General features: G+C 65.5%; 23 protein-coding genes, 1 other RNA gene and 1 pseudogene. 4 read left to right on the top strand and 21 right to left on the bottom strand.

Going from position 1 to position 24409, the window contains the following annotated elements; all coding sequences use genetic code 11:
- Window positions 1-44: 44 nt before the first annotated feature.
- From AC097L_RS17475 to rnpB, 7 genes are all read right to left on the bottom strand, one after another.
- Window positions 45-1106: a CobW family GTP-binding protein gene (locus AC097L_RS17475; protein WP_479587810.1), complete on the bottom strand. Its 1062-nt coding sequence runs from the start codon at window positions 1104-1106 to the stop codon at window positions 45-47.
- A 109-nt stretch (window positions 1107-1215) separates the two neighbouring features.
- Window positions 1216-2412 carry a class I SAM-dependent rRNA methyltransferase gene (locus AC097L_RS17470; RefSeq protein WP_479587809.1) on the bottom strand — a complete coding sequence of 399 codons (1197 nt, stop codon included), beginning with the start codon at window positions 2410-2412 and terminating at the stop codon, window positions 1216-1218.
- Window positions 2413-2450: 38 nt separating this feature from the next.
- Window positions 2451-3395: a tyrosine-type recombinase/integrase gene (locus AC097L_RS17465; protein WP_479587808.1), complete on the bottom strand. Its 945-nt coding sequence runs from the start codon at window positions 3393-3395 to the stop codon at window positions 2451-2453.
- Window positions 3396-4079, bottom strand: a complete 684-nt coding sequence (locus tag AC097L_RS17460) for a DUF484 family protein (RefSeq protein ID WP_479587807.1) — start codon at window positions 4077-4079, stop codon at window positions 3396-3398.
- A 13-nt stretch (window positions 4080-4092) separates the two neighbouring features.
- Window positions 4093-4962 carry a diaminopimelate epimerase gene (dapF, locus tag AC097L_RS17455; RefSeq protein ID WP_479587806.1) on the bottom strand — a complete coding sequence of 290 codons (870 nt, stop codon included), beginning with the start codon at window positions 4960-4962 and terminating at the stop codon, window positions 4093-4095.
- A 96-nt stretch (window positions 4963-5058) separates the two neighbouring features.
- Entirely contained in the window at window positions 5059-5952 is an 894-nt protein-coding gene (locus tag AC097L_RS17450) for a dienelactone hydrolase family protein (RefSeq protein WP_479587805.1), read from the bottom strand.
- Window positions 5953-6097: 145 nt separating this feature from the next.
- Window positions 6098-6533, bottom strand: an RNA gene (rnpB, locus tag AC097L_RS17445) — RNase P RNA component class A.
- 59 nt (window positions 6534-6592) lie between these two features.
- Here rnpB and cysK point away from each other — a divergent pair.
- Window positions 6593-7510 (top strand): cysteine synthase A, encoded by a 918-nt coding sequence (gene cysK, locus AC097L_RS17440; RefSeq protein WP_479587804.1) that lies wholly within the window; start codon window positions 6593-6595, stop codon window positions 7508-7510.
- On the opposite strand, the gene AC097L_RS17435 is transcribed toward cysK, so the two are convergent.
- Window positions 7477-8550 (bottom strand): chorismate transformation FkbO/Hyg5 family protein, encoded by a 1074-nt coding sequence (locus AC097L_RS17435; protein ID WP_479587902.1) that lies wholly within the window; start codon window positions 8548-8550, stop codon window positions 7477-7479. The two genes, cysK and AC097L_RS17435, sit on opposite strands and share 34 nt — an antisense overlap.
- A 206-nt stretch (window positions 8551-8756) precedes the next feature.
- On the opposite strand from AC097L_RS17435, the gene AC097L_RS17430 reads away from it, so the two are divergent.
- Genes AC097L_RS17430 through AC097L_RS17420 form a run of 3 tightly spaced genes read left to right on the top strand, consistent with a single transcriptional unit; the run spans window position 8757 to window position 11645 of the window.
- Window positions 8757-10094 (top strand): NAD(P)/FAD-dependent oxidoreductase, encoded by a 1338-nt coding sequence (locus tag AC097L_RS17430; protein WP_479587803.1) that lies wholly within the window; start codon window positions 8757-8759, stop codon window positions 10092-10094.
- Between the two features lie 3 nt (window positions 10095-10097).
- Window positions 10098-10877 carry a lysophospholipid acyltransferase family protein gene (locus AC097L_RS17425; protein WP_479587802.1) on the top strand — a complete coding sequence of 260 codons (780 nt, stop codon included), beginning with the start codon at window positions 10098-10100 and terminating at the stop codon, window positions 10875-10877.
- Window positions 10878-11645, top strand: a complete 768-nt coding sequence (locus AC097L_RS17420; protein ID WP_479587801.1) for a glycosyltransferase family 2 protein — start codon at window positions 10878-10880, stop codon at window positions 11643-11645.
- Between the two features lie 56 nt (window positions 11646-11701).
- Here the strand turns inward: AC097L_RS17420 and AC097L_RS17415 are convergent, their stop codons facing one another.
- From AC097L_RS17415 to AC097L_RS17355, 13 genes and pseudogenes are all read right to left on the bottom strand, one after another.
- Window positions 11702-13027, bottom strand: coding sequence for a cation:proton antiporter (locus tag AC097L_RS17415; protein WP_479587800.1), 1326 nt, complete (start codon window positions 13025-13027; stop codon window positions 11702-11704).
- Window positions 13024-13752 carry a 3-oxoacyl-ACP reductase FabG gene (fabG, locus tag AC097L_RS17410; RefSeq protein ID WP_479587799.1) on the bottom strand — a complete coding sequence of 243 codons (729 nt, stop codon included), beginning with the start codon at window positions 13750-13752 and terminating at the stop codon, window positions 13024-13026. The genes AC097L_RS17415 and fabG overlap by 4 nt, the downstream gene beginning before the upstream one ends.
- Complete coding sequence (locus tag AC097L_RS17405; protein WP_479587798.1) at window positions 13749-14195, bottom strand: hotdog family protein; 447 nt, start codon at window positions 14193-14195, stop codon at window positions 13749-13751. The genes fabG and AC097L_RS17405 overlap by 4 nt, the downstream gene beginning before the upstream one ends.
- Window positions 14189-14998, bottom strand: a complete 810-nt coding sequence (locus AC097L_RS17400) for a beta-ketoacyl synthase chain length factor (RefSeq protein ID WP_479587797.1) — start codon at window positions 14996-14998, stop codon at window positions 14189-14191. Before AC097L_RS17400 ends, AC097L_RS17405 begins: the two co-directional genes overlap by 7 nt.
- Window positions 14995-16191, bottom strand: a complete 1197-nt coding sequence (locus tag AC097L_RS17395) for a beta-ketoacyl-[acyl-carrier-protein] synthase family protein (protein WP_479587796.1) — start codon at window positions 16189-16191, stop codon at window positions 14995-14997. Before AC097L_RS17395 ends, AC097L_RS17400 begins: the two co-directional genes overlap by 4 nt.
- Before the next feature lie 82 nt (window positions 16192-16273).
- Window positions 16274-17068 (bottom strand): SAM-dependent methyltransferase, encoded by a 795-nt coding sequence (locus tag AC097L_RS17390; RefSeq protein WP_479587795.1) that lies wholly within the window; start codon window positions 17066-17068, stop codon window positions 16274-16276.
- Window positions 17069-17076: 8 nt separating this feature from the next.
- Entirely contained in the window at window positions 17077-17871 is a 795-nt protein-coding gene (locus AC097L_RS17385) for a polysaccharide deacetylase family protein (RefSeq protein ID WP_479587794.1), read from the bottom strand.
- Window positions 17871-20243: an MMPL family transporter gene (locus AC097L_RS17380; RefSeq protein ID WP_479587793.1), complete on the bottom strand. Its 2373-nt coding sequence runs from the start codon at window positions 20241-20243 to the stop codon at window positions 17871-17873. Before AC097L_RS17380 ends, AC097L_RS17385 begins: the two co-directional genes overlap by 1 nt.
- A gap of 20 nt (window positions 20244-20263) precedes the next feature.
- On the bottom strand, window positions 20264-20839 hold the full coding sequence (locus tag AC097L_RS17375) for a LolA-related protein (RefSeq protein WP_479587792.1): 576 nt from the start codon (window positions 20837-20839) through the stop codon (window positions 20264-20266).
- Window positions 20836-21762: an LpxL/LpxP family acyltransferase gene (locus AC097L_RS17370; RefSeq protein ID WP_479587791.1), complete on the bottom strand. Its 927-nt coding sequence runs from the start codon at window positions 21760-21762 to the stop codon at window positions 20836-20838. Before AC097L_RS17370 ends, AC097L_RS17375 begins: the two co-directional genes overlap by 4 nt.
- A pseudogene (locus AC097L_RS17365) lies at window positions 21759-23424 on the bottom strand (AMP-binding protein). Before AC097L_RS17365 ends, AC097L_RS17370 begins: the two are co-directional and overlap by 4 nt.
- Window positions 23424-24086 (bottom strand): COG4648 family protein, encoded by a 663-nt coding sequence (locus AC097L_RS17360; RefSeq protein WP_479587790.1) that lies wholly within the window; start codon window positions 24084-24086, stop codon window positions 23424-23426. The pseudogene AC097L_RS17365 and the gene AC097L_RS17360 overlap by 1 nt, the downstream one beginning before the upstream one ends.
- The gene (locus AC097L_RS17355; RefSeq protein WP_479587789.1) at window positions 24083-24391 is read right to left on the bottom strand and encodes a phosphopantetheine-binding protein; all 309 of its coding nucleotides are present in this window, start codon (window positions 24389-24391) and stop codon (window positions 24083-24085) included. Before AC097L_RS17355 ends, AC097L_RS17360 begins: the two co-directional genes overlap by 4 nt.
- Window positions 24392-24409 lie beyond the last annotated feature (18 nt).

The raw sequence follows: 24409 nt of genomic DNA, 5'->3' as shown, positions 1-24409 counted from the left end.
GGGGCTTTAGCGTCCCGCAATCGTCACTATTTCTGTTCTGGGCGTCACACCAAACACTGTTCCATGCCTTGCAAAAAGATGTCCTTGGGCAAATCAATGCCTATAAACACCATTTTGCTGCCGCGTTTTTCGTCTGCAGTCCATTCCGGGCCCAGGTCACTGCCCATTAACTGGTGCACACCCTGGAAAATGACTTTACGCTCGGTGCCTTGCATATTCAAGACACCTTTGTAGCGCAACATGCGCGGGCCGTAAATGTTGACGATGGCGCTCAGGAAGTCTTCCAGCTTGGCCGGGTCAAAAGGCCGGTCGGACTTGAAGACAAAGCTCTTCACATCGTCGTCGTGGTGGTGATGGTGCCCGCCTTCGTGTCCATGGTCGTGGCCGTGCTGGTGCGAGGGGTGGTCGCAATGCTCGCCCTCGGCATGGTCGTGGCCTGCGTGGTCGTCTTCTTTCAGGAAGTCGGGGTCAATGTCGAGCTTGGCGTTCAGATTGAAGCCGCGCAGGTCAAACACTTCGCTCAAGGCTACTTCGCCAAAATGCACGGCTTTTTGCGGCGCCCGCGGGTTCATGTGCTTGAGGCGGTGCATGAGCGCATCGACTTCGGCAGGCTCGACCAGGTCGGTCTTGCTGATGAAGATCTGGTCGGCAAAGCCCACCTGGCGGCGGGCTTCCTGGCGGTCATTGAGCTGGGTGGCGGCGTGCTTGGCATCCACCAGGGTCAAAATCGAGTCCAGCAGGTAGCTTTCGGCGATCTCGTCGTCCATAAAGAAGGTCTGCGCCACCGGGCCGGGGTCGGCCAGACCGGTGGTTTCAATCACCACGCGGTCAAAGTCCAGCAGGCCCTTGCGCTTTTTGGCGGCCAGCAGGCTCAGGGTGGCACGCAGGTCTTCGCGGATGGAGCAGCAGATGCAGCCGTTGTTGAGCTGGATGATTTGCTCGCCCGGCTCGGACACCAAAATCTCGTTGTCGATGTTTTCTTCGCCAAACTCATTCTCGATGACGGCGATTTTCTGGCCGTGGGCCTCCGTCAGCACGCGCTTGAGCAGCGTGGTTTTGCCGGAGCCCAGAAAGCCGGTCAGGATGGTGGCGGGGATGAGTGCCATAGGTTCTTTCATTGCTAACTTTGCACCGGGAGCCGCGCGGCCCACCCGATTTCGTGGAAATTAACAGGTGGGGAGTGTAGCGGCCAATTCAATCGGCATCTGTACAGGCTCATTTACGCAAAATCACCAACCCTTTGAGGTATTCGCCCTCGGGGAAATTGACTGTCATCGGGTGGTCGGGCGCACCGCCCAGGCGCTCGCTGATATAGCCATCCACCCCCGCGTCGATACCGGCCGAGGCCACAATCTTATGGAACAGGTCGGCGTTGATGCCACCCGAGCAGGAATAGGTGAACAGCACGCCGCCCGGCTCCAGTATCTTGAAGGCCAGGCGGTTGATGTCTTTATAAGCCCGGGCCGCACGGTCGGCGTGGGCGGCAGTAGGGGCAAACTTGGGCGGGTCCAGCACGATGCAGTCGAAGGTCTGGCCCCGCACGGCAAACTGGCGCAGCGAGGCGTTCACGTCGGCATCCATAAAGGTGACGCACTCGGGCGCAAAGCCGTTCAGCGCCACATTGGCCGCTGCCCGCTCCAACGCGGGACCCGACGAGTCAATCGAGGTGACGTGGCCCATGGCTCCCCCGGCGCGCATCCCTGCCAAAGCGGCCACGGTAAACCCACCGGTGTAGCTGAAGCAGTTCAGTACCCGCTGGAACTGCAGGCGCTGGGCGTAGCGGGCCATCTTCTGGCGGCTGTCGCGCTGGTCCAGGTAGAAGCCGGTTTTGTGGCCTTCGGCAATGTCCAGCGTGAGCCGCCAGTCGTGCTCCTGGATGGTCAAGTCGGTCGGGCCGTCGCCGCGCAGCCAGCCAGTGGTGGGCTCCAGGCCCTCCAGGGCGCGGGTGCTGGCATCCGAGCGCTCGTAGAGCTGGGTCAGGCCGGTGGCGGCCAAGATGGCATCGATGAGCACGTCTTTCCAGCGCTCCACCCCGGCAAACAGAAACTGCGCCACCAGCGTGTCACCGTAGCGATCAACGATCAGGCCCGGCAAACCATCGGATTCGCCGTGGATGAGGCGCATGCCGTCGCTTTTTACGTCAAATCGGGCTCTAGCGCTTATAGCGCTTGCAACAGCAGCTACAAAAAACGTAGCATCAATGCGCTGAGCCTCGTCAAAGCTCCAGGCGCGGGCCCGTATCTTGGAGGTGGGGCTGAATGCCGCCCAAGCCAAGAACTTGCCTTCGCTGGACTCGACACGCACGGTTTCACCCGCATCGGCACCGCCCCGGGCGATGGCAGATTCAAAGATCCAGGGGTGGCGGCGCTGCAGGGAGCGCTCTTTGCCTTCACGTAAACGAATGGTTTTCATAGGGCCGGATTGTGGGGCCTTCCGGCCTGCTTTCCTGCTTACTTTGCGCCGGGCAGCTTGGCCCGGGGGTGGGCCTTGTCGTAGGTGGCCGCCAGGTGCTGGAAGTCCAGCCGGGTGTAGACCTGGGTGGTGCTGATGTTGGCGTGGCCCAGCAGCTCTTGCACCGCCCGCAGGTCGCCGCTGCTTTGCAACACGTGGCTGGCAAACGAGTGGCGCAGCATGTGCGGATGCACCGGGGTGGCGGTGCCCGCCAGGCGGCTGCGGCGGCGCAGGCGCTGCCACACCGAAGCGGCAGTCAGGCGGGTGCCGTAACGGCCCAGGAACATCGCCGCCGATACCTCTGTGCCCTGCCCTTCGGCGCGTATTTCCAGCCATTTTTCAAGCGCCGCCACGGCAGTTTTGCCGATGGGCACAATCCGCCGCTTGCTGCCCTTGCCCAGCACATGGGCCTCGCCCGCGGCCAGATCGACCCAGCCTTTGGCCGAGGCGTTGGGTGCCGCGTCCAGCCCGGTCAGTTCGCCCACCCGCAGGCCGCCACCGTACAACAGCTCGACCATGGCCGCGTCACGGGCTTCCAGCCACGGGTCGTCGGCTTCGTTTTCAAAGTCGGCAAAACCCACAGCCTCGTCCAGCCCCAGGGCTTTGGGCAGGGGTTTGGCGGATTTGGGGGCGCGCACGTCCTGCACCGGGTTGCTGGACACCCGACCCTGGCGGCCCAGCCAGACGTAAAACCCGCGCCAGCCCGACAAGATCAGCGCAATGCCGCGCCCGCTGCGCCCCTGGCTGTGCATCTGCACCACCCAGCGGCGGATGTGGTGGTGGGCCACATCGGTCAGCGCCACCCCGGCGGACTCGGCCTGGGCGCTCAGTTTGGCCAGGTCCAGCGCGTAGAGCGCCAGCGTGCGCTCAGCCAGGCGCTTTTCAAAGCGCACGTAGTCGAGGTACTGGGCGACCAGCGCGGAGGAATCGCTGGCACCGGCCATTTACACCCGCAGACGCGACAGGGCCGCCCCGGCCAGCTCGGCGATGCGCTCCAGAAAGTCCGTACCCATGGCCGACTCGAAGCGCTGGCCGTCGGGCGAGGCCAGTACCAGCATGCCAAAGGCCGGACTGGGGCTGTTGAGCACGCCGGTACGCAACGGCATCAGGGCAATCGACATGGCGGCGGCGGGGTTGGCCAGCCAGCTGACAGCCTCAAAGCCGGAATTCACACCGCAAAACGGCGCGGTCAGCGACGAGGCAAAAATCTTCGCGTCTTCGCTCACGCCCTGGGCCCAGGCAGCGTGGGCGTATTCGTCCGACACGCCCCAGACCTTGATGGCCACCTGCGGCACCGCAAACTGCACCTCGATCTCGTGGGCGATGCGCTCGGGCAGGTCGCCGGGCGCGCGGGTCAGCAGCAGGCTGCGGGCCCAGCGCTGCAGCTTGTCGGCAATGATCACGTTTTCGTTACCGTTGCGCACCATGTCCATGATGCGGTGCTCCAGGCCCTTGATCTTCTCGCGCAGCATCTCGGCCTGGCGCTCTTGCAGGCTGACCGCCCGGTTGCCGTGCGGGCTGGTGAGCTGCACCGAGGCCAGCACCTGCGAATGGCGCTCGAAGAACTCGGGCGTATTGCTCAGGAAGTTGGCGATGTCGTCTTCGGTGATGGGGTTGTTGGTGTTCATGTTCATAAAAGGTTTAATCTGGAAGGGTGATGCTGCCGTCGAAAACGGTGGTGGCCGGGCCGGTCATCAGCACCGGCTGGTCCATGCCCGCCCAGGCAATGCTCAGGCGGCCCCCAAAGGTGTCCACATCGACTTGTGCGTCCAACAGGCCCAAGCGGATGCCCGCCACTACCGCGGCACACGCGCCAGTGCCGCAGGCCAGGGTCTCGCCCGCGCCGCGCTCGAACACCCGCAAGCGGATATGGCTACGGGACACCACTTGCATAAAGCCCACGTTGACCCCGTTGGGAAAACACGGCAGGGCTTGCACCAACGGACCGGTGGCCAGCACCGGGGCGGTATCCACATCGTCTACCAGGTGCACCGCATGCGGGTTGCCCATGGACACGACTGCTACACTAAAGATAGCTACTTGCGCAGACGCTACCTGCACCAGAGGCCATTTTTGCCAATTATTTACCGCTTTGGGCTGCAGGCCTTGTGGATCGAATGGAATCTGCGCCAGGTCAAACACCGGCAGCCCCATGTCCACGGTGACGCGGTCGTCAGCCTGCATGTGGAGCTGCAGCACGCGCTCCATGGTCTGCACCCGCACGCTGCGCTGCGTGGTCAGCCCCCGGCTGTGGACAAAGCGCATGAAGCAGCGCGCGCCGTTGCCGCAGTGCTCCACCTCGCCGCCGTCGGCATTGTGGATGGCGTATTCGAAGTCGATGCCCGGTGCGCTGGCCGCGCGCACCGACAAAATCTGGTCTGCGCCCACGCCGAAGTGGCGGTCGGCCAGAAACCGGTACTGCGCCTGGGTCAGGCCCAAACGGCCCTGGGTCTCGTCGAGCACCACAAAGTCGTTGCCCGCGCCCTGCATTTTGGTGAATGGGATGTGCATGGGGGAATTATCCGCGCAAGAGGGTGCGCCTTGAAACGCAAACGGCCCGTCGCACGCTGCGACGGGCCGTGGAGCCTGTGAAAGCGGGGGCCTGGCTTACACGCCGTGCTCTTTCAGCCAGTCCAGCGCCAGCTTGGTGGCATAGGTGGCGGCGGTTTTGTCGTAGCTGGGGCGGTAGTCGGCGTTGAAACCGTGGTTCACATTAGGGAACACCACGATCTCCGAGCCACTGCCCGAGGTGCGCAGGCCCGCCGTCATGCGGTCGATGGCGGCGGGCTTGATGAAATCATCCAGCCCGGCGTACATGCCCAGAACCGGCACCTTCAGTTCGCTGGCGAAGTCCACCGGGTCCTGCGGGCGGATGTCGGCCTGCATGCCGTCCAGCAGGCCGTAGTACGACACGGCGGCCTTCAGCTTGGGATTGTGGCGGGCGTACACCCAGGCGACGCGGCCACCCCAGCAGTAACCCACCAGACCGACGCGGCTGGCATTGGCGTGGCCGCTGGCGGCGGCAAAGGCCACGGCCGAGTCCAGGTCTGACACCACCTGGGCATCGGGCACCTTGGAGACCACGGTGGACAAAATTTCGCCGATATCGGTGAGCTTGGACACATCCCCCTGGCGCGCATACATCTCGGGTGCGATGGCGTAGTAGCCCAACTTGGCAAAGCGGCGGCACATGTCCTTGATGTGCTCGTGCACGCCGAAGATTTCTTGCACCACTAGCAGCACCGGGTGCTTGCCGGGCTTGGCAGGCATGGCGCGGTAGCCGGGAATTTTGCCGTCGGCCACGGGAATGCTGACCTCCCCCGCCACCAGGCCAACGGAGTCGGTAACGATGGCCTGGGCCAGCACCGGGTTGGACGCGACCGCAAAGCCGGTGGCCAGCGCGGTCACGGCAAAGCCGCGGCGCGACAGGCCGTCCGACGGCGTTTGCACGGTGGGGTTTTGAAAATCGATGGGCTTCAAGCCGTAATCCATTAACTTCATGCTGCATCCTTGGTTAAAAGAGCTAGAAATTATCTGTGGCCCCGATAGCCCGCGGTGGTTGCGGGGTATGGCGCATGGATGCTATTGAATAAATAGCTACTTGCGAAGGTGGAATATGCGCTAGAGGCCTATTCCACATATAAAAGTGTGAAGCCCACCGATAAGCCGGATTCTGTGCGCGAAGGTTGCCCTTCGTGTGACCGCCATTAATCTGGGCCGGGGATCGCTCGCCCGGCTCGGTGCTACCTACCCGCCAACTCAGGGGGCCCCGTCAACGTTGGCCTATTTGGTATTGCTGCGCGTAGAGATTGCCCGTTTCACCCTTTGCGGGCTCTGTCCGCAAAGGGTGCTGTGCTATCCACGGCTTGCGCCGTGGGCGTGCGGCTTACGCCACCCGCGTGCCAGCTTGCGCTGACACCGCACAGACCACCCGCGGGGGTTGCCTGCAAAGACTCGTCTCTGTTGCTCTAATCCTCACCTCACGGTGGACAGCCATTAGCTGCTACGCTGCCCTATGCAGTCCGGACGTTCCTCCAGTGCCTGGTTTCCCAGATTGCACCAGCGGCGGTCTGGCGGGCTTCACCCCCCGATTATGCAGTGCGCCACAATGGCAAATTTCCGTCCACTTCCGAGGAGACCTATGAAAACCGAAACCATCCTGCAGACCATTGGCAACACCCCGCACATCCGTATCCAGCGGCTGTTTGGCCCGGGGGCCAACGTCTGGATCAAGTCCGAGCGCAGCAACCCGGGCGGCTCGATCAAGGACCGGATCGCCCTGGCCATGATCGAGGACGCAGAAAAATCCGGCGTGCTGCAGCCCGGCGGTACCATCATCGAACCCACCTCGGGCAATACCGGCGTGGGCCTGGCGGTGGTGGCGGCAGTCAAGGGCTACAAGCTGGTGCTGGTGATGCCCGACAGCATGTCTATCGAGCGCCGCCGTCTGATGCTGGCCTACGGCGCCACCTTTGACTTGACCCCGCGCGAAAAAGGCATGAAAGGCGCCATCGCCCGCGCCCAGGAGCTGGTGGCGGCCACGCCCGGCAGCTGGATGCCGCAGCAGTTTGAAAACCCGGCCAACATCGCGGTGCACGTGCGCACCACGGCGCAGGAAATTCTGGCCGACTTCCCCGACGGACTGGACGCGCTGATCACCGGCGTAGGTACCGGTGGCCACATCACCGGCTGCGCCCAGGTGTTGAAGGCGGCCTGGCCGAATTTGAAAGTGTTTGCAGTCGAACCCACGGCCTCACCGGTGATCTCGGGCGGCGCACCGGCGCCGCACCCGATCCAGGGCATTGGCGCGGGCTTCATACCCAAGAATCTGGACGTGTCGCTGCTGGACGGCGTCATCCAGGTAGATGCCGAACCGGCCCGCGAATGGGCCCGCCGCAGCGCCCGCGAAGAAGGCATGCTGGTGGGCATCTCCAGCGGTGCCACGTTGGCGGCGATTGCGCAAAAACTGCCCGAACTGCCCCCAGGCGCACGGGTGCTGGGCTTCAACTACGACACCGGCGAACGCTATTTATCGGTAGACGGGTTCTTGCCCACCTGAACCCCTGGCGCAGGCAGGCAGCCCGTGGCCTCGATTTCCATCAGCAGGTCGTCTCGGCACACGTCGGCCTGCACGTAGACGCGCACGGCGGCAGGCGGCAACTGCGCGTCCAGCACCGCCCGCACCGCTTCAAAATCTGCCGCGTGGCGCACGTACACCTTGTACTGCACGGCGGCCTGGGTCCAGTCCTGGGCATCCTCTGCCCGGTTAGCCTGGGCCAGCAACACGGCGATATTGCGCAGGGTTTCTTCGGTTTGTGCGCGCACATCCCCGGCGTGCAGGGTCTGGTGGCCGACGATGCTGGCGGTGCCGCTGATGAACAGCCAGCGCTGGCCCGGCAGCGTCGCCAGTGCCGCGCGTGAAAATGACGGCGTGCGCGGCCCGTATTGGTCAGGGTAGAAGTAGGCGCTGACTTGGCGCGGGTTTTCCAGCGCCAGCGGCGGTACTTTAGCGGCCAGAAAATACACCTGCAAGCCGCCGCCATGGGTGCCCAGCGCACAGGCCGCCGGGGCATCGGCCAGAAACGGCCGGACCATCTTGCGAAAAGCATCTTGCCGCCCGATGTTGAACTGCAGGTAGCGCTCCATACCCCAGGTCTCGGCGTTGATGGCCGAAAAGTAATTCCAGACGCGCAACAGGTGCGGGTAGCCCAGCGACTCCAGCGCGGCAAACACGGCCAGGTACGCCTGCTCGGAAGCCTGTTGCAGCAACGACGGACGCAGCGGGTCGTAGCCGCCGCCGGGGTACTGCGCCACATCGCTGTCGGTGTCCGCAATGCAAATTGCGCCGAACAGTACGTCGTCCGACATGGCGTAGTGCAGCAGGCCCTGGGTACCAGTGCGCACCGGCTGGCCGGTGTGCCACAGCTCACGCACATCTCCGGCCTGACCGAGCACCGGGGTGGCGATCTCCAGCGACGAGGCCTGCAGCGTGGTGCCACCAAACCGCACGGCACCCAGGGCCGCCGGGTGCGGCCCGGTGCCGCAGGACAGGTAGTGCAAGGACAGCGGTGGGGCAATGGGTGCCAGACCCAAGGGCATAGAGGACAAAGCGTTTTCGGTCTAAATAGAGATGGAGAGGGGTTTCTACTTTCCATAATAAACGCATTCCAGGCCACGTTTTCCTGGCGGAAAACGCACCAAACGCAGAGAAATGGCGGGCGGTGTGGCAAGTAAAATCTGCAACTTCCTGATTCGGTCGTTGCCCGTCCGGGCCCCTGTCATCCCTGCTCTTTGAAGGCCGCCCCATGACCGAAACAAACCCTGCGACATCTGCGCCCACCCCCACCGCCTGCGATGTGCTGGTCATCGGTGGCGGCCCCGCAGGCTCCACAGCCGCCACCCTGCTGGCCGAGCGTGGTTACTCCGTGGTGCTGCTGGAAAAAGCCCACCACCCGCGTTTTCACATCGGCGAATCCCTGCTGCCCGCCAACCTGCCCCTGCTGGACAAGCTGGGCGTGCTGGAACAGGTGAAGGCCGTGTCGATGGAAAAGTGGGGAGCAGAATTTGTCTCGCCCTGGCACGCCCAAAAAAGCTCCACCTTCCACTTTGCCGACGCGTGGGACAAGACCATGCCCTTTTCCTACCAGGTACGGCGCTCGGTGTTTGATGAAATCTTGATCCGCAACGCCGCCACCAAGGGCGCCGAGGTCATCGAGGGCTGCCGCGTGCGCGACGTGGCCTTTGCCCCCGACCATAGCGGTGCCACCATCCACGCCGAGCACGACGATGGTCGCCAGGGCGCATGGCAAGCCCGGTATGTGGTGGACGCATCCGGGCGCGACACCTTTTTGGGCAAAAAATTCGCCTCCAAAAAGCGCAACCCCAAACACAACAGCTCGGCCATTTACGGCCATTTCACCGGTGCCAAACGCCACGACGGGCAGGACGCGGGCAACATCACCATCTTCTGGTTCGACCACGGCTGGATCTGGTTCATTCCGTTGGCCGACGGCACCACCAGCGTGGGCGCGGTGGTCTGGTCGTACTACCTGAAAACCCGCAACCAGCCGGTGAAAGACTTCTTTCTGGCCACTGTGGCCATGAGCCCGGCGCTGTCCGAGCGCCTGGCGGGGGCCACGCTGGTGTCGGATGTGGAGGTGACCGGCAACTTCTCGTACAGCTGCGACCAGACCCACGGCCCCAACTACCTGCTGCTGGGCGACGCGTTTACCTTTATCGACCCGGTGTTTTCGTCGGGCGTGATGCTGGCCATGCATGGTGGCTTCGTGGGGGCCGAAACCGTAGACACCTGCCTGCGCGAGCCCGCCCGCGCGGCCCAGGCGCTGCGCCACTTTGACCAGCAAACCCGGCTCGGGCCGAAAGAGTTTTCGTGGTTTATCTACCGCGTGACCAACCCCACCATGCGCGACCTGTTCATGGGGCCACGCAACGACTTCCGCGTCAAAGAGGCCCTGCTGTCCATGCTGGCGGGCGACATCTTTGGCAAAACCCCCATCTGGAACTCGCTGCGCCTCCTCAAGGGCATTTACTACACCGTCTGCGCGCTCAACTTCAAACGCACCTGGCAGGCCATACGCCGCCGCAAGAGCAACATCCGCGTGCTGGATACGGGGAGCCTGTAGCCTTTGCCGACCTCTCGTCTTTTACGCGGCATCCGCCACGGCGTGGACGCGCTGCGCCTGCGCCTGGGCTTGCTGCTGTTTGCCATGGTGTGCATGGACTGGACGGTGCTGGCCCTGCCCCTGTACTGGCTGCTGCCGCGCGCGGTGGGCACCTGGGTCGGGCGCTGGGGCATCACACTGGTGTTTCGGGTGTATTTACGGGTGCTGGCGTGGATGGGGGCCTGCCAGTTTGACCTGTCGGCCCTGGATGCCTTGCGCGGCGCGCCGGGCATGGTGATTGCGCCCAACCACCCCTCGCTGCTGGATGCGGTGCTGGTGATCTCGCGCCTGCCCCATGTATCGTGCGTGATGAAGGCCGAGCTGATGGACAACCTGCTGCTGGGCTCAGGCGCCCGGCTGGCGCGTTACATCCGCAACGACTCGCTGCGCTCCATGGTGCAACTGGCGGTAGCTGATGTGCGCAAAGGCAACCACCTGCTGCTGTTCCCCGAGGGCACGCGCACCACCCAGCTGCCGGTGAACCACATCCAGGGCACCGTGGGGCTGATCGCCAAGCAGGCCCAGGTGCCGGTGCAAACCGTGTTCATCGAGACCAATTCGCCGTTTCTGGGCAAGGGCTGGCCGCTGCTGCGCCGCCCAGCCATGCCCATGGTTTACCGGCTGCGGCTGGGCCAGCGCTTTGACCCGCCGGACAATGTGGAGGTATTTGCCCGCACGCTGGAGCAGTATTTCCACACCGAGCTGGCCAGCGCCATGCTGCCCGTGACCGAACATTCCCGCTAAATGACTTCCGCCTCATCCACCCACCTCGTGCTGATCCCCAGCTACAACCCCGGCATCAAGGTGGCCGACACCGTGCGCGCGGCCCGCGCCCAATGGACGCCGGTGTGGGTGGTAGTGGACGGCAGCACCGACGACAGCGCCGCCCTGCTGCAAGCCATGGCCGCCGCCGACCCCGGCCTGCAGGTGCTGGTGCTGCCGCACAACGTGGGCAAGGGCGCAGCCGTGCTGCAGGGCCTGGACCAGGCCGCCGCGCAGGGCTTCACCCACGTGCTGACCATGGACTCCGACGGCCAGCACCCGGCGGAGTTGATCCCGTCCTTCATGGCCACATCGCAACAGCAGCCTGCCGCCATGGTGCTGGGCGTGCCGGTGTTTGCCGCCGACGCGCCGCAACTGCGCGTGCAGGGCCGCAAGATCTCCAACGGCTGGGCCAACCTGGAGACGCTGTGGGCCGGCATTGGCGACTCGCTGTTTGGCTTTCGGGTCTACCCCATCGCGCCGCTGCGCCAGGTGATGCAGGGCCAGCGTTGGATGCGGCGCTTCGACTTCGACCCCGAGGCCGTCGTGCGCATGAGCTGGCGCGGCGTGCCCGCCATCAACCTACCCGCCACGGTGAAGTACTTCACCGTGGCCGAGGGCGGCGTGTCGCACTTCAACTACCTGCGCGACAACTGCCTGCTGACCTGGATGCACAGCCGTTTGTTTGCGGGCTTTGTGCTGCGCCTGCCGCTGCTGCTGGCGCGGAGGCTAAAATTAATAGCCTTTTAGGCCTCTAGCGCATATATAACCTGCGCCAGCAGCTATCAAAACAATAGTGTTCTGGTTTATGCCGCTACGCCAGCAGGCACGGGCAGCGCATGCCCCACCTGGGGTAGCCAGCGGCGCAGTAGCGGCGTGGTGATGACAGTGCTGCCAATCGCCATGATCACCAGCATGGTGAACATGTTTTGCGAGATCACGCCCAGGTCAAAACCCACGTTGATGATGATCAGTTCCATCAGCGCGCGGGTGTTCATCAAAATGCCCAGGATGCTGGCCTCGGGGTGGTTCAGGCCGGTAGCGCGGGCGGCGAGGTAGGCCCCGCCAAACTTGCCCAGCGTGGCCAGGCCAAACACCAGCGCGCACCAGCCCCACAGCGCCAGGCTGTCCAGCCCGCCAATGTTGGTACGCAAGCCGGTGTAGGTAAAGAAGATCGGCAAGAAGAACACCAGCACAAATGGGCTGACCCGCGCCTTCCAGGCCCGCACAAAGGCGTGCTCGTCGTGCAGGACCACGCCCATCATGAAGCCGCCAAAAATCGCAAAAATGCCCAGCTTGTAGGTGGCCATGCCCGACACAAACACCATGGCCAGCGCAACCCCCAGCAGGTGCGGGTGCAGCTCATCACTGCCCGCCGCCTGGCCGCGCTCGAAGTGGCGGATCACACGCTTCATCAGCGGCCGCACGCCCCACTGCCACAGCAGCAAAAAGCCCAGCACCAGCGCCACTTTCACGGCAAAGGTCAGCGCGTCAAAGTTGGACACTGCCAGCGTGCTCACCAGGGCCAGCAGCAGCCAGCCCACCACGTCGTTGATGGCCGCGGCGCTGATGGCAATCACACCCAGCGGCGTGCGGGTCATGTGGAACTCCATCAAAATGCGCCCCAGAATAGGCAGCGCGGTGATCGACAAGGCCGTACCGATGAACAGCGACGACACCAGCGCATCGGCCTGCGGCGACAGGATGGGCGCGCTGATCCAGCCCAAGCCCACGCCCAGCGCAAACGGCAGCACCATGCAGGCGATGCTGACCCACACCACGGTGCGGCGGTTGCGGCGCTCGGTCAGGTGGCCAAAGTCAAACTCCAGCCCGATCTGGAACATCAGCAAAATCAGCCCGATCTGCGACAGCATCTGCATCGGCTCACCCGAGGCCGACTTGAACACCGTGGCAAACACGTCCGGTGCCAGCAGCCCAAACAGCGATGGCCCCAGCAAAATACCCACAATGATTTCCCCCACCGCCGCCGACTGTCCCCAGCGCGTGGCCAGCGCCCCGCCCATGCGCCCGGCCAATACGATCAGCGTAAGTTGCAGCAGGGTAAAAAATAGCAGCAACTCGGCCTTGTGGACCGAACCAGCGGCCGCCGCAGCGTGGGTTAAAACGGTCATGCCATGCCTCCGTTGATCGAAATAATTTGTCCGGTGATGTAGGCGGCCCGGTCGGATGCCAAAAAGCTCACCAGGTCGGCCACCTCCTCGGGCTGGCCTGCGCGCTTCATGGGCACCATCTGCGCAATGCGGGTGGCATCGAACGCGGCTTCACTCATGGCGCTCTGGATGATGCCCGGGGCCACCGCATTCACGGTGATGCCCCGGCTGGCCAGCTCTAGCGACAGCGACTTGGTGGCGGCGTGCAAAGCCCCCTTGGCCGCCGAGTAGTTCACCTGGCCCCGGTTGCCCATCAGTGCTGCCACCGAGGTGATGCTGATGATGCGGCCCCAGCGGGTGCGGATCATCGGCATCATCAAAGGCTGTGTGACGTGAAAAAAGCCGTTCAGCGACACATCCAGTACCCGCTGCCACTGCGGCAGTTGCATGCCGGGGAACACCACGTCCTCGTGGATGCCCGCGTTGTTGACCAGCACCTGGATGGGGCCGTCGGCCAGCAGCAGGTCTAGCGCTGCGGTGGTGGCGACCGGGTCGGTGATGTCAAAGGCCACGGCCTGGGCCTGGCCGCCGGCCAAGACGATGTCATCCACCAGCGCCTGCGCAGCCGCCACGCCGCGGTGGGCGTGCACCACCACCGCAAAGCCATCGCGGGCCAGTTGGCGGCAAATGGCCGCGCCAATCGCCCCGCTGCCGCCGGTGACCAGCGCGCGTTTTGTATCCGTCATGGGGAATCCTTGAATAGCGTGGCATCCAGCACCACGGCGGCCCGGCCCGTCAGCAAGGTCTGGCCGTCGGCGGCCACGGTGAACCAGTAGAGGATGTTGTTGGCATCGCCGGTGATGCGCTCGGCGGTGATGGTGAGGTCACCCGCCAGATCGTCCAGGCGCGGCACCCGCAGCGCCACCGCGCGCAGGCTGGCCAGATAGCCCACGCGCGGCGCACTGTCGGCTTGCGCCAACAAAGAACCATGCACGGCCATCGCCTGCGCGGCGTATTCCACGCCACAGGCCGCACCCAGCCGCCCATGGGCCCGCAGTGGGTTGTCCAACGCGCGGTGGCTGCTGGCGGTGCAGACGATGGTGGTGTCATCCCACTGCGTAACAAAGTCCAGCAGGCACATGGCACCGTGGTGCGGAATGCGCCGGGCGATGTCGGCGGCGTTCAGCACGGGGTGAACTCCAGTTCCAGGCGGCAGCCGTCCAGGTAGTCCAGCCGCACCATGCCTGCCTGCTGGCGCACCAGCGCGGCCAGCAGCGGCAGGCCGCGCGCGGCGGGAATGCTCTGGCGCTGGCCTTCCAGCACGGTATCCACCAACACGTCGGCGGGGCCAGGACTGAGGTAGCGGCCAGGGTGCAAACTGATCTGGCCCAGGCTGTGGGCGCTGCGCACCGGCGACAGCACCAGCGCCAGACCAAAGGTGTCGGGCACCGGGCGGTAGCTGCGCAGCGGCTCGGGGTAATCGGTGTCAAAGGCCACCAGCAGCACCGGCTCGGCCTGCACCACCGCCTGGGTCAGGGCCTCGACCAGCCCGGCGGCAAAGCTGCCATCGAACGCACACAGGGCGGTAGATGCCGCCATGGCACCAGTGGCAATACCCCAGTAGCCCGAGGCGGCGTTGTGCACCGAGTTGTGGAAGCGGGTGGGCGAAATCAGGCGGTCGTCGGAGGCCAGCTGGCTGCAGATCTCATGGCAGTTGACCCCGTCGCCGCCGGAGGAAGTGAACACCGACACCAGGCCCTGCGGCGTGATCCCGGCGGCCGCAATCGCCTCGAAACCCACGGCTTGCGAAACCCGGATGACGGCCCCGGAGCGGCGGCGCTCGGCAGGCGGCAAATGCGCGGGTGCGGGCAGCACGGTTTTCAGCCACTGCCCCGGCGCACGGCCCGCCAACTGTTCCTGGCCCTGCGCCCAGTCGGCAATGCCGGGCCCGAGCAGGCCCACGCCGTCGATAAATACGGTGAGCGCGCTCACGGTGCGGTCCCCAGCACCAGGCTGCAATTGGTGCCACCAAAACCAAAGGAATTGCTGAGCACGCGGCGCAGCGGCCGGTTTTGGCTGTACAGCCGGTAGTCCACGTCGAGGCGCGCATCCAGCACCTCGGTATGCACGCCGCCGGGCAGCAGGCCGTGCCGCAGGGCCAGCGCGCAGAACACAGCCTCCAGCCCGCCAGCAGCGCCCAGTGTGTGGCCGGTGGCACCTTTGGTGGAACTGCACGGCGTGGTGCGCGCACCAAACACCGACTGCACCGCCAGGCCTTCGGCGGCATCGTTGCTCTGGGTGGCGGTGCCGTGCAGGTTGATGTAGTCGATGTCGCCCGGCACCAGCCCGGCGCTGCGCAGCGCCTGTTGCATGGCCAGGCGCGCGCCCAGTCCTTCGGGGTGCGGCGACGACATGTGGTGCGCATCGCTGGACTCGCCCAGGCCCAGCAGCAGCACCGCGTCGGCGGGCAACCGCTCCGGTGCGCGCTCCAGCAGCACAAAGGCTGCGCCCTCGCCAATCGAAATCCCGCTGCGCGCCGCATCGAACGGGCGGCATGGATGGCTGGACAGCAAGCCCAGCGAATTGAAGCCGTACAGCGTGGTCAGGCACAGGGTGTCCACGCCGCCCACAATGGCCGCGTCGATCAAGCCCGCCGCCAGCATGCGCTGGGCCGAGGCAAACACCTTGGCACTGGACGAGCAGGCGGTGGACACGGCCATGGCCGGGCCGGTGAGCGCGCAACTGCGGCGCACAAAGTCGGCCACCGAATACGGGTTATGGGTTTGCGGGTAGCAAAAGTCGGCAGGCAATGCGCCGGTAGCCGCATCACGGTGCTGGTAGGCCAACTCGGTCTGCAAAATACCGGCGGTGCTGGTGCCTAGAAACACGCCCACCCGCTGCGGCCCCACGCGCGCCGCCACGGCCTGCACGGCGGTAAAAAAACCGTCCTGGCGCAGGGCGAGTTGTGCCAGCCGGTTGTTGCGGCAGTCAAAGGCCTGCAAATCTGCAGGCATGGCCTCGTCGTCCACCACGCTGACACGGCCTATCCAGGTGTCCAGCACGGCAGACCCGAAGTCGCAGGGCGTCAAACCGCTACGCTGCGCCCGCAATGCGTCCAGCGTCGGCACCAGCCCGTGGCCGATCGCGCTGGTGGCGGTGAAGTGGGAGAGGAGAAGTGCTTGCACAGGGGAGAAGGAAAAAGCTTAGCTAATTTTAAGGATGCGCCGTTACTACGCACACGCATTCGAACGGCAGAACGTCGGCCCCTCAGGGATACCGTGGGACCGGCTTTGCCGGACCACTGGTATCGCCCCCTGCAAGGGGGTCAGCGTAGCCTGGGGGTGAGCCATTACATTGGGCCACGAGCAGCACATTGGCGAATAACGTGCCCTGGCTCATGGGTTGCGGCGTGACAGTGAAACCCAGCGCCTGCAAGGCTGCCATCCAGTCGCCCAGCGGGCGGCAGTGCAAAGCCCCCAGCCGGTGGCCGCGCAAGGTGGTGACCACAAAGTCCACCCAGTTGCTGAAGCGAAACGGCCAGCCCGCGCCCGCGTCGCCGATGCGCAGCAGCAGCACCCCGCCAGGGTTCAAGGCGGATTTGACGCGGCGCAGCACCTCGTCTTGCGCAGCGATGGGCACGTAGTGCAGCACGTCCAGGATCACCACCGCATCGACCGGCGCAAAGTCGGAGCGGCACATATCCCCGGGCAAAAAGCTTACGCGGCCCGCCAGTACCGCCTCCGGCATGGCCGCAAGCGCACGCCGTACGTCGTGCGGCATTAGCTCGATGCCCTGGATGTGCTGCGGGTTGGGAGCCGCCGCCCAGCCAGACGGCCAGCGCCCTTGCGCCGCCAGTTGCCGGGCCGACAACAGCCACGAAGTCAGCAGACCCTGGCCGCAGCCGATGTCCAGAATGCGGGAGCGCCCGGCCAGAAAGCCCTGGGCCAGCAGGTGCACAAACACCGGGTCGCCCCCCAATTTACCGGCGGCAAAGCGCCAGGCGTACTGGCCCGCAGCCCGGTAGGGCGCAGCGGCCTGGGTGATAAGGGTGCGCACGGTCATGGAGAGGGTCATAGCAGGGCCGAACGCAGGGTGACGGGTTTCAGATGGGCGGCCTGGATGGCGGCCAGCAGCAAGGGCAGTACCTCCAGAATCACCGGCACACCTTGCGGGGTGGCGGCGGCATGGCGGTCGTGCAGCAGCAAGATGTCGCCCGCGCGCAGACCACGTGTGAGGATGCGGGCTACCGCGGCGGCATCGCCATTGCGGGTGTCAAAGCCGCGCCGGGTCCAGCTGGCCAGTTGCAGGCCCAGGCGTTGCAGCACCGGGTCCAGAAACGGGTTGCGCAACCCAGCGGGTGCCCGAAAGAAGCGCGGCGGCGTGCCGCTCAAACGGCCCAAGGTATCTTGCGCCGCCTGCAGTTCACGCTGCAGCTTGACCGTGCCGAGCAGCGAAAAATTATGCCGGTGCAGTTGGCTGTGGTTTTCGATGGCGTGGCCCCGGCGCACGATGTCAAAGCACAGATCGGGGTGTAGCGCGGCCTGCGCGCCGATGCAAAAGAAGGTGGCGCGGGCTGCGTGCTGGTCCAGCAAGTCCAGCACCAGCGGTGTGACCAGCGGGTCGGGGCCATCGTCTATCGTCAGCGCCACCTCGCCGCGGGCGGCTGCGGCGGCGGGCAAGCGCGTCCAGTTGGAGCCCAGCAGCGTGCAGCGCGGCAGCAAACCGGCCAGCGTCAGCAAGGCATGGTTCAGCACCAGTGCCCCCACGGCCCATCGCCATAGCGCGGGCTGCCACACCAGCAGCCCCAGCACGAGCACATGCCAGGCCAAGCTCAGCCACACCAGGGGCGCCAGGCGTACGCGCATCAAACCGTCTTTGGGGTCTGCGCCCACACCGCCGAGAAGCAGAGGGCCAGAATCGCCCCCGGCCCCACCGTCAGCCCAATGGCTTGCAGCACCGGCAGCTGCGAGAAGCCCAAAATGCCAAAGCCCGCCACCGTGGTCATGTTGGCAAACAGCAAAGAGGCCAGTGTGCGCGGCGTGATCTCACCCTGGCCGGAGCTGAAAAACAGCGCGTAGTTGGAGCCCACGGCCACAATCAGCAGCAGCCCCACCAGGTGCAGAATCGTCAGGCTCTGCCCGGCCGACACCAGCGCCGCCGCCACGCACAGCACCGCGCCCACCAAGGGAGCCAAAACGCGCAGCACAGCCATGGGCGAGCGCAAGGCCACGGCCAGCAGCAGCACGATGGCCAGCAGCCCGGCCCCCGACAGCAGCACGGCTTCGTGCAGATAGCTGCGGTACAGACTGTCGGTTTCGCCCTTCATGTCTACAAACAAGGCACCGGTTCCGGCCAGCAGCGGGCGGATGCGGACCGGGTCGATATCGCCCGATGCAGCAGCGTGCAGCGGCAAAAACACGCTCCAGCGCGGCGTGCCATCGGTGGACTTTTGTTGCAGCAACATGCCGTCCACCGCCAGCGCCAAAGACGTACCGGCCAGGTCGGCCCGCTGCAAGGGCGGGGCCAGCCGCGCCGCCTCGGCCTCTTGCACAAACGGGGCCAGGCGCTCGGCGCGCAGCGGCATGCCGGCCAGCGCCTCGGCCAGCCGCGCCTGCAGCTCGGAGCTGGCGGGCAGGCTGGCCTGCCGGGCCTGTTGTGTGGCCAGGCTGGGCAGCAAGCTGGTGGGGCTGTCTACCCCGGCAATACTGTGGTCGTCCACCAGCGGCTGCAGGCGGGCGACGACTTTTTCAGCGCCCTGCAAAACTTCTTCCTGGCTGGCCCCCGACACCACTACCAGGTAGCGCACATCGGGCGCACCCAGGTCGGCGCGCAGCGCGCCGTCCAGGGCCATGTCGGATGCCGACACCGGGCTGAGCGCCGACAGCTCCTGGTTCCACACCGTGTTGCGCTGCACGGCCAGCGCCAGCGCCGCCACCGCGCACAGGCCCAGCACGGCCCAGCGCAGGGTCGCAGCCCGCCGCGCCACGACGGCCAGCCGCGCGCCCAGGGCCGATACATCGCGCACCTTGAAGCTGCGGGGCAGCAACTGCGGCAGCACAAACCGGGTTACCAGAGCCGCGGCCACCAGCCCGGATATGGAATACAGACCGAGTTGCGCCAAGCCCGGAAAGCCCGACAACAGCAGGGACGCAAAGCCGCAAATCGAGGTCATCACCCCCAGCCGGATGGTGGGCCAGAAGCGCTTCACCCACGCGCTGCGGTCCCGGTCGGTGGTGGCCGCGTCCGACTGCACAAAAAGGTAGATGGAATAGTCCACCGCCTCGCCGATCAGCGTGGTGCCAAAGCCCAGCGTGAGGCCGTGCACCGTGCCAAAGCCCAGGCTGACCGCCGCAATGCCCGCCACGGCCCCCACCAGCACCGGCAGCAGGCCCAGAGCCAGGGTGCGCAGCGAGCGGTAGATCAGCCAAAGCAAGAGCACGATCAAACCCAGACTGATGATGGACAGGCGCGTGACCTCGGACTCGATGGTGTTGCGCACGTTCACACCAAACACGCCAGGGCCGGTCAGCACCATGGTGGCAGTGGCCGCAGAACCTTTCTGGGCGGCAACGGCTTCCGAAAACGCTGCGCGTATGCGGTCCATGGCCTGTTGCTGGCCATCGGTATCCGAACCCGCCGCGCGGGTTTGCAGCAGCAGCAAGGCACGTTCGCCGTCGCGCGATGCCCACACGCCGTCGGCGTTGCGCGGGCCGGTGCCGCCACGGCCTAAATTGTCCAGCAGCAGCGGCAATTCGCCGGTCGGGTCGCGGGGCAGCAGCGACTTGACCAATAGCCCAGCGGGCGAAGCCAGCAGGTCCAGCGTGTCGCCCAGGGCCGCACGCAGGCCGTCCACCGTGAAGTGCGCGGGCACCATGGCCGGGCTGAGCTGGTAGCGGTGCGCCATCAAAAACGCCTGGTCGCGTTCCAGGGATACCGATTCGCCGTTGCTGACGCTGCTGAATTGCGGCTCGGCGCGCAGCTTTTGGGCTACGGCTTTGGACAGGGCGGCGCGGGTCGGGCCGTCACCGCCCTCCAAACCCACCAGCACCAGTCGCGACACCAGGCCGTCGCGCAACTGGTCTACCAGCAACTGCTGCTCGGGGGTGGGGGCCTGGGGCAAAAAGGCCGACATGTCGGAGGTAAACCGGGTTTGGTGCACCACGGCGCCGCCCAGCAACAGGGCCACCAGGGCCAGCCACACCGGCAGGAAGCTGCGGCTGAAAATGCGCTGCTTCATGTGTTGCTCTATGCCTTGCGTCATGGCGCGGCGGCGTTGTCGATGCGCATCACCGAGCGGTCTTTATCGGCCTGCTCCACCTCGATGCTGCGCAGCTCGGCGCGTTCGCCCTGCATGGTGATGCGCTGCACCACGGCCAGCATCTTGGGGTTCAGTGGGCGCAGTACCAAGGTCCAGCGGGCTTCGCTGCCGTCCAGCGTCAACTGGTACAGGCGCTCCAAAGAGGCCCGGTCGCCCGCCAGCGTGCCGCGGATGCTCTCCACAAACACGCCCAGCTCGGGGTAGTCTTTGACGCGCAGCACGTACTGGCGCTTGCCGCGCTCCACGGTCACGGTGTCGCCGTCCAGCACCAGGGTTTCGGGCTTGGGCAGCAAGGTGCGCTTTTCTAGTCGATCCGGGGCGGTGTAGAGCAGCTCGCCGGACGACAGCACGGGCTTGTCCAGCAGGGCGATAAATTTTTGTTCGGTAAACGTGGCCCGGCCCGAGGTATTGCGGGCCAGGGATTGCATCAGTTGCGCCAGGTCCCACGCGTGGGCCGACAGCGCAGCGCAACCCAAGGCCAGGGCCGCAAGCGATCGAAAGAATGGGGGCATCATGTGCTCAGGATGGGGGTGGCCGGGGGTTGCCAGAAATCAAAGAAGTTGAACCAGTTGGTCGGCGCGGCGTGGCAGTATTTTTCCAGCAATTCCACATACCGCGCCATGGCGGCCTGCACGGCGGCTTCGCGCCCGCCCGCCGGGATCTGCGAGAAGTCGGCTACGGTTTCAAAGTGGATGTCGTAGCGGTTGCCGCCGCCGTACAGGCCGACCATGAACAACACCGGGCGGCGCAGGATCGCAGCCATGCGAAACGGTCCCACCGGCAGCGCCGCCGCAGCGCCTAAAAACGGCAGGCTGCGGGTGCTGTCGCTGCCCAGCGAGCGGTCGGCCAGAATGCCCACCACCGCGCCCGACTCCAGCAGCTCGTGCACCACCATCATCGAATCCACCTTGCCCAGCGGCACGATGTGGCTGTGGGCGGCGGGGTTGATGGCGTGTAGCAAAGCGTTGATCTTGCGGGCGTTTTCTTCGAACATCACCATCGCCAGCCGCAGGCCCGGCTGCTGCTGGCCCACGGCGCGCAGCACCTCGAAGCTGCCCAGATGGGCCCCCAGCATGAACGCGCCCCTTTTCTGGTCCAACACGCTGTGGACCAGTTGCTGGCCATGCAGGCGGATGTCGTACAAATCAAACCGGTCGTTGACCAAGTAGACCCGGTCGTGGATCACCGAGGCAAAGGCCATGAAGTGCTGGAACTGCAGTCTCCAGCCAACCCGCTGGCCGGGGTGCACCCGGCCCAGGTACTGCCGCGATGCCCGCCGCGCCGAGGGCGACAGCAGCAAAAAATAGCCCGCAATGCCGTACAGAATGCCACGCGCCATGCGCCGCCCCAGCCGCAGCGAGATCCAGGTCATGAGTCGCAGCATCGGCATATTGCTGCGCTCCGGACGCTGCTTCCAGTGGGTAGACGGGTCGCTCATGGCGGGGCACCAGCAGTCAGCGCCAACTGGCCCGTCGCCACCTTGCGGCCGCCGCAGGTAATGTCAAAGCGGGCGCTGCCCGGCGTGGTGGACTCCAGAATCATGTTCAGCACCTCGCCAGGGCGCACCGGGCTTAAAAACTTGGCGTTGCCAATAGTGCCCGCCACGCTGTCGGTCACCGTCTCGGCCCACAGCAGCACCGCGTCCAGCAGCAGCACACCGGGCAGGATGGGCGCGCCGGGGAAGTGCCCGGCAAACGCAGGGTGGTCTGGCGCGACAGCCCAGGTGGTTTCAAACAGCATGCGGGGGTCTTTGGAGGTGGTTTGCCAGCGCTTGCAAGGCCTCGCGCGGCAGCTTGCCGGTGCTGTTGCGGGGCAACTCACCCAGCAGCAGCAGCGGGCGCGGCAGAAAAATCGGGTCGATGCGCTCGCGCAGTGCGCCCAGCAGAGCCGCCTGCGTCAAACCCGGGGCCACTACAAAGGCCATCAGCCGGGTCACGCCCTCAAAGTCGCGTTCTTCGGGCATGTAAAAAGCGCCGTCCTGCACCCCGGCAATCGCGTTGAGCTGGTGGTCCAGGTAGGCCAGCGAACTGCGTTTGCCCGCAATATTGACCAGGTCGGCAATCCGCCCGTGCAGCAGGAAATGCGTGGCGCTCAACGGCTCCAGCACGTCGCCCATGGGCACCGGCTGCTCCACATGGCCGCCCGAGACCCAGGTGCCGCCGTCTTGCGCGGTCAATTGCACCCCGGGAAACAACTGCCATTCGGCCCCGTGCGCAGTGCGCCGGGTGGCGACCTGGCCAGTTTCGGTGGAGCCGTAAATCTCCAGCAGCGGCATGTGCAGCGCGGCCTCGGCGGCCTGTGCCAACTGCGGTGACAAGGGCGCGGTGGCCGACACCACCAGGTCCAACGCCGGAATCTCCAACCCCGCATCCAGCAAGGCGCGCAAATGCACCGGGGTGGTGACCAACACACGGGGCCGGTCTACCCGGGCCAGCGCACTGCAGATGTCGGCGGGGTAAAACGGGTGGTCGGCGCTGAACACCGAGCCGCCTTGCCAAGCCACCAGCAGGGTGGATTCAAAGCCGTACATGTGCTGCGGCGGCACGGTGCCGACGATGCTGTGCACCACCCCATCCACCAATCCCAGCCGCTCGGCCTCGGCCCGCACATTGCGCACCAAGGCCCCCCAGGTCTTGCGGTGCGGCACGGGCAGGCCGGTGGAGCCGGAGGTAAACACAAAGGCCACGGTCTGGTCGGCCGGAATCTGCGGCACGGCAGCCACCGGTGCATCGGGGGCCACCCAGGCCGTGGGATACACAAACTGCGGCAGATCGATGGTGCAAGGGCCGTCGCTCAGGCAGAACACGTCGGGGGCAAACACCCGCATCTGGCGCACCATCTCGGGCGTGTGGGTGGACGGCAGCAGGCTGGTCTTGCGCGACACCATGGCTGCAGCCAGGCCGACGGCGAAGTGGTAGCGGTCGGCGCAGGCGTTGAGCACGTGGTCGCCTACGGGCAGCACGGCCACCAGCTGCGCCACGTCGGCCACAAAGCGGGCCACGGTGATGCGGTGATGGTCGGTGCTGCTGAAGCGGCGGGTGGCCACCACGTCGCTCAAATGGGCGTGCGCCACCAGGGGGAAAGTCAAAACGGGCTCCATCAGTGCAAGGGCGGCGTGCCCACTTGGCGGTAAGCCTGCACGGCCTGCCAAATGCCGGTGACCTGCTCGGGTGGCAGCACGCAGCGGCGCACCAGGTAGTCGCCTACAAACATCAAGGCCATCAAGGGCAGGCCCAGCAGATTCGCAAAGCCCGACCACCAGGCCATGGGTGCAAAGCTAAACAGCAGCACCGACAGACTGGCCATCAGACCAAAGTACAGCGTCCAGGCCCAGGTGACCCCACGGGTGTAGCGCTGCAACGGCGGCGACAGCGGGCCGTGCACCACGGTGGCAAAGCGCGACACCAGGGGCGTCTGGCCCGCAGCCAGTGTGCGGCCAAAAGCGATACACAGCAGGCTCTGCATGCCTGCATGCTCCAAAAAGAAAAGCCAGTGGTAGTGCAGCCGCAGCCAGTCACCCATGCTGAGCAGCATCGCAGCCCCGGCCACGCAAAGGGCCAGCATCGGCCAGCGGTGCGCCGAGCGCCAGGCTAGGGACACGGCCAGCACCAGCACCAGAAACAGGGCTGTCAGCACCTGCCATACGCCGGGCTCCGGGTGCACGCTGGCCAGGTGCGCCAGCAGCGAATAGGCTAGGCACAGCGCCACGCCCCCGGCGACTTTGCCCCAGCGCATCCAGCGGGCAAAGGTCGGCGCAATCACTTGGTGCGCTGGGCCGCAATATGGTCGGTCAGGCTGCGCAGGGAGCTGAAAATCTGGGCGTTGTCTTCGTGGTCGGCGCGCAATTGCAAGCCGTATTGCTTGGACACGCTGAGCGACACCTCCAGGATGTCGATCGAATCCAGGCCCAGGCCGTCGCCGTACAGCGGGGCATCGGGGGCGATATCGGCAGCGGCCACTTCCAGGTTCAGCGCAGTCACCACCAGCTCGGCCACTTCCCGCAGCAGGGCGGCATCGCCGGTGGCCAAAGAAGTTGCGGGCGCGGCTGGGGTAGGTAATGCAGACATGGGGAGTTTTGGAGAGAA

The sequence above is a fragment of the Rhodoferax sp. RT5P35 genome, from assembly GCF_056521385.1.
Note: the sequence above shows the minus strand (reverse complement) of the source record. Positions and strands in the feature narration are given on the sequence as shown.

Excerpts from the sequence above, each read along its gene's own strand:
- AC097L_RS17470 (WP_479587809.1), bottom strand. The coding sequence starts at position 2,412 with ATGAAAACCATTCGTTTACGTGAAGGCAAAGAGCGCTCCCTGCAGCGC.
- AC097L_RS17390 (WP_479587795.1), bottom strand. The coding sequence starts at position 17,068 with ATGACCGTGCGCACCCTTATCACCCAGGCCGCTGCGCCCTACCGGGCT.
- fabG (WP_479587799.1), bottom strand. The coding sequence starts at position 13,752 with ATGACGGATACAAAACGCGCGCTGGTCACCGGCGGCAGCGGGGCGATT.
- AC097L_RS17450 (WP_479587805.1), bottom strand. The coding sequence starts at position 5,952 with ATGAAGTTAATGGATTACGGCTTGAAGCCCATCGATTTTCAAAACCCC.
- AC097L_RS17465 (WP_479587808.1), bottom strand. The coding sequence starts at position 3,395 with ATGGCCGGTGCCAGCGATTCCTCCGCGCTGGTCGCCCAGTACCTCGAC.
- AC097L_RS17355 (WP_479587789.1), bottom strand. The coding sequence starts at position 24,391 with ATGTCTGCATTACCTACCCCAGCCGCGCCCGCAACTTCTTTGGCCACC.
- AC097L_RS17435 (WP_479587902.1), bottom strand. The coding sequence starts at position 8,550 with ATGCCCTTGGGTCTGGCACCCATTGCCCCACCGCTGTCCTTGCACTAC.
- AC097L_RS17430 (WP_479587803.1), top strand. The coding sequence starts at position 8,757 with ATGACCGAAACAAACCCTGCGACATCTGCGCCCACCCCCACCGCCTGC.
- AC097L_RS17385 (WP_479587794.1), bottom strand. The coding sequence starts at position 17,871 with ATGCGCGTACGCCTGGCGCCCCTGGTGTGGCTGAGCTTGGCCTGGCAT.
- AC097L_RS17415 (WP_479587800.1), bottom strand. The coding sequence starts at position 13,027 with ATGACCGTTTTAACCCACGCTGCGGCGGCCGCTGGTTCGGTCCACAAG.
- AC097L_RS17420 (WP_479587801.1), top strand. The coding sequence starts at position 10,878 with ATGACTTCCGCCTCATCCACCCACCTCGTGCTGATCCCCAGCTACAAC.
- AC097L_RS17370 (WP_479587791.1), bottom strand. The coding sequence starts at position 21,762 with ATGAGCGACCCGTCTACCCACTGGAAGCAGCGTCCGGAGCGCAGCAAT.
- AC097L_RS17460 (WP_479587807.1), bottom strand. The coding sequence starts at position 4,079 with ATGAACACCAACAACCCCATCACCGAAGACGACATCGCCAACTTCCTG.
- cysK (WP_479587804.1), top strand. The coding sequence starts at position 6,593 with ATGAAAACCGAAACCATCCTGCAGACCATTGGCAACACCCCGCACATC.
- AC097L_RS17380 (WP_479587793.1), bottom strand. The coding sequence starts at position 20,243 with ATGAAGCAGCGCATTTTCAGCCGCAGCTTCCTGCCGGTGTGGCTGGCC.
- dapF (WP_479587806.1), bottom strand. The coding sequence starts at position 4,962 with ATGCACATCCCATTCACCAAAATGCAGGGCGCGGGCAACGACTTTGTG.
- AC097L_RS17475 (WP_479587810.1), bottom strand. The coding sequence starts at position 1,106 with ATGGCACTCATCCCCGCCACCATCCTGACCGGCTTTCTGGGCTCCGGC.
- AC097L_RS17375 (WP_479587792.1), bottom strand. The coding sequence starts at position 20,839 with ATGATGCCCCCATTCTTTCGATCGCTTGCGGCCCTGGCCTTGGGTTGC.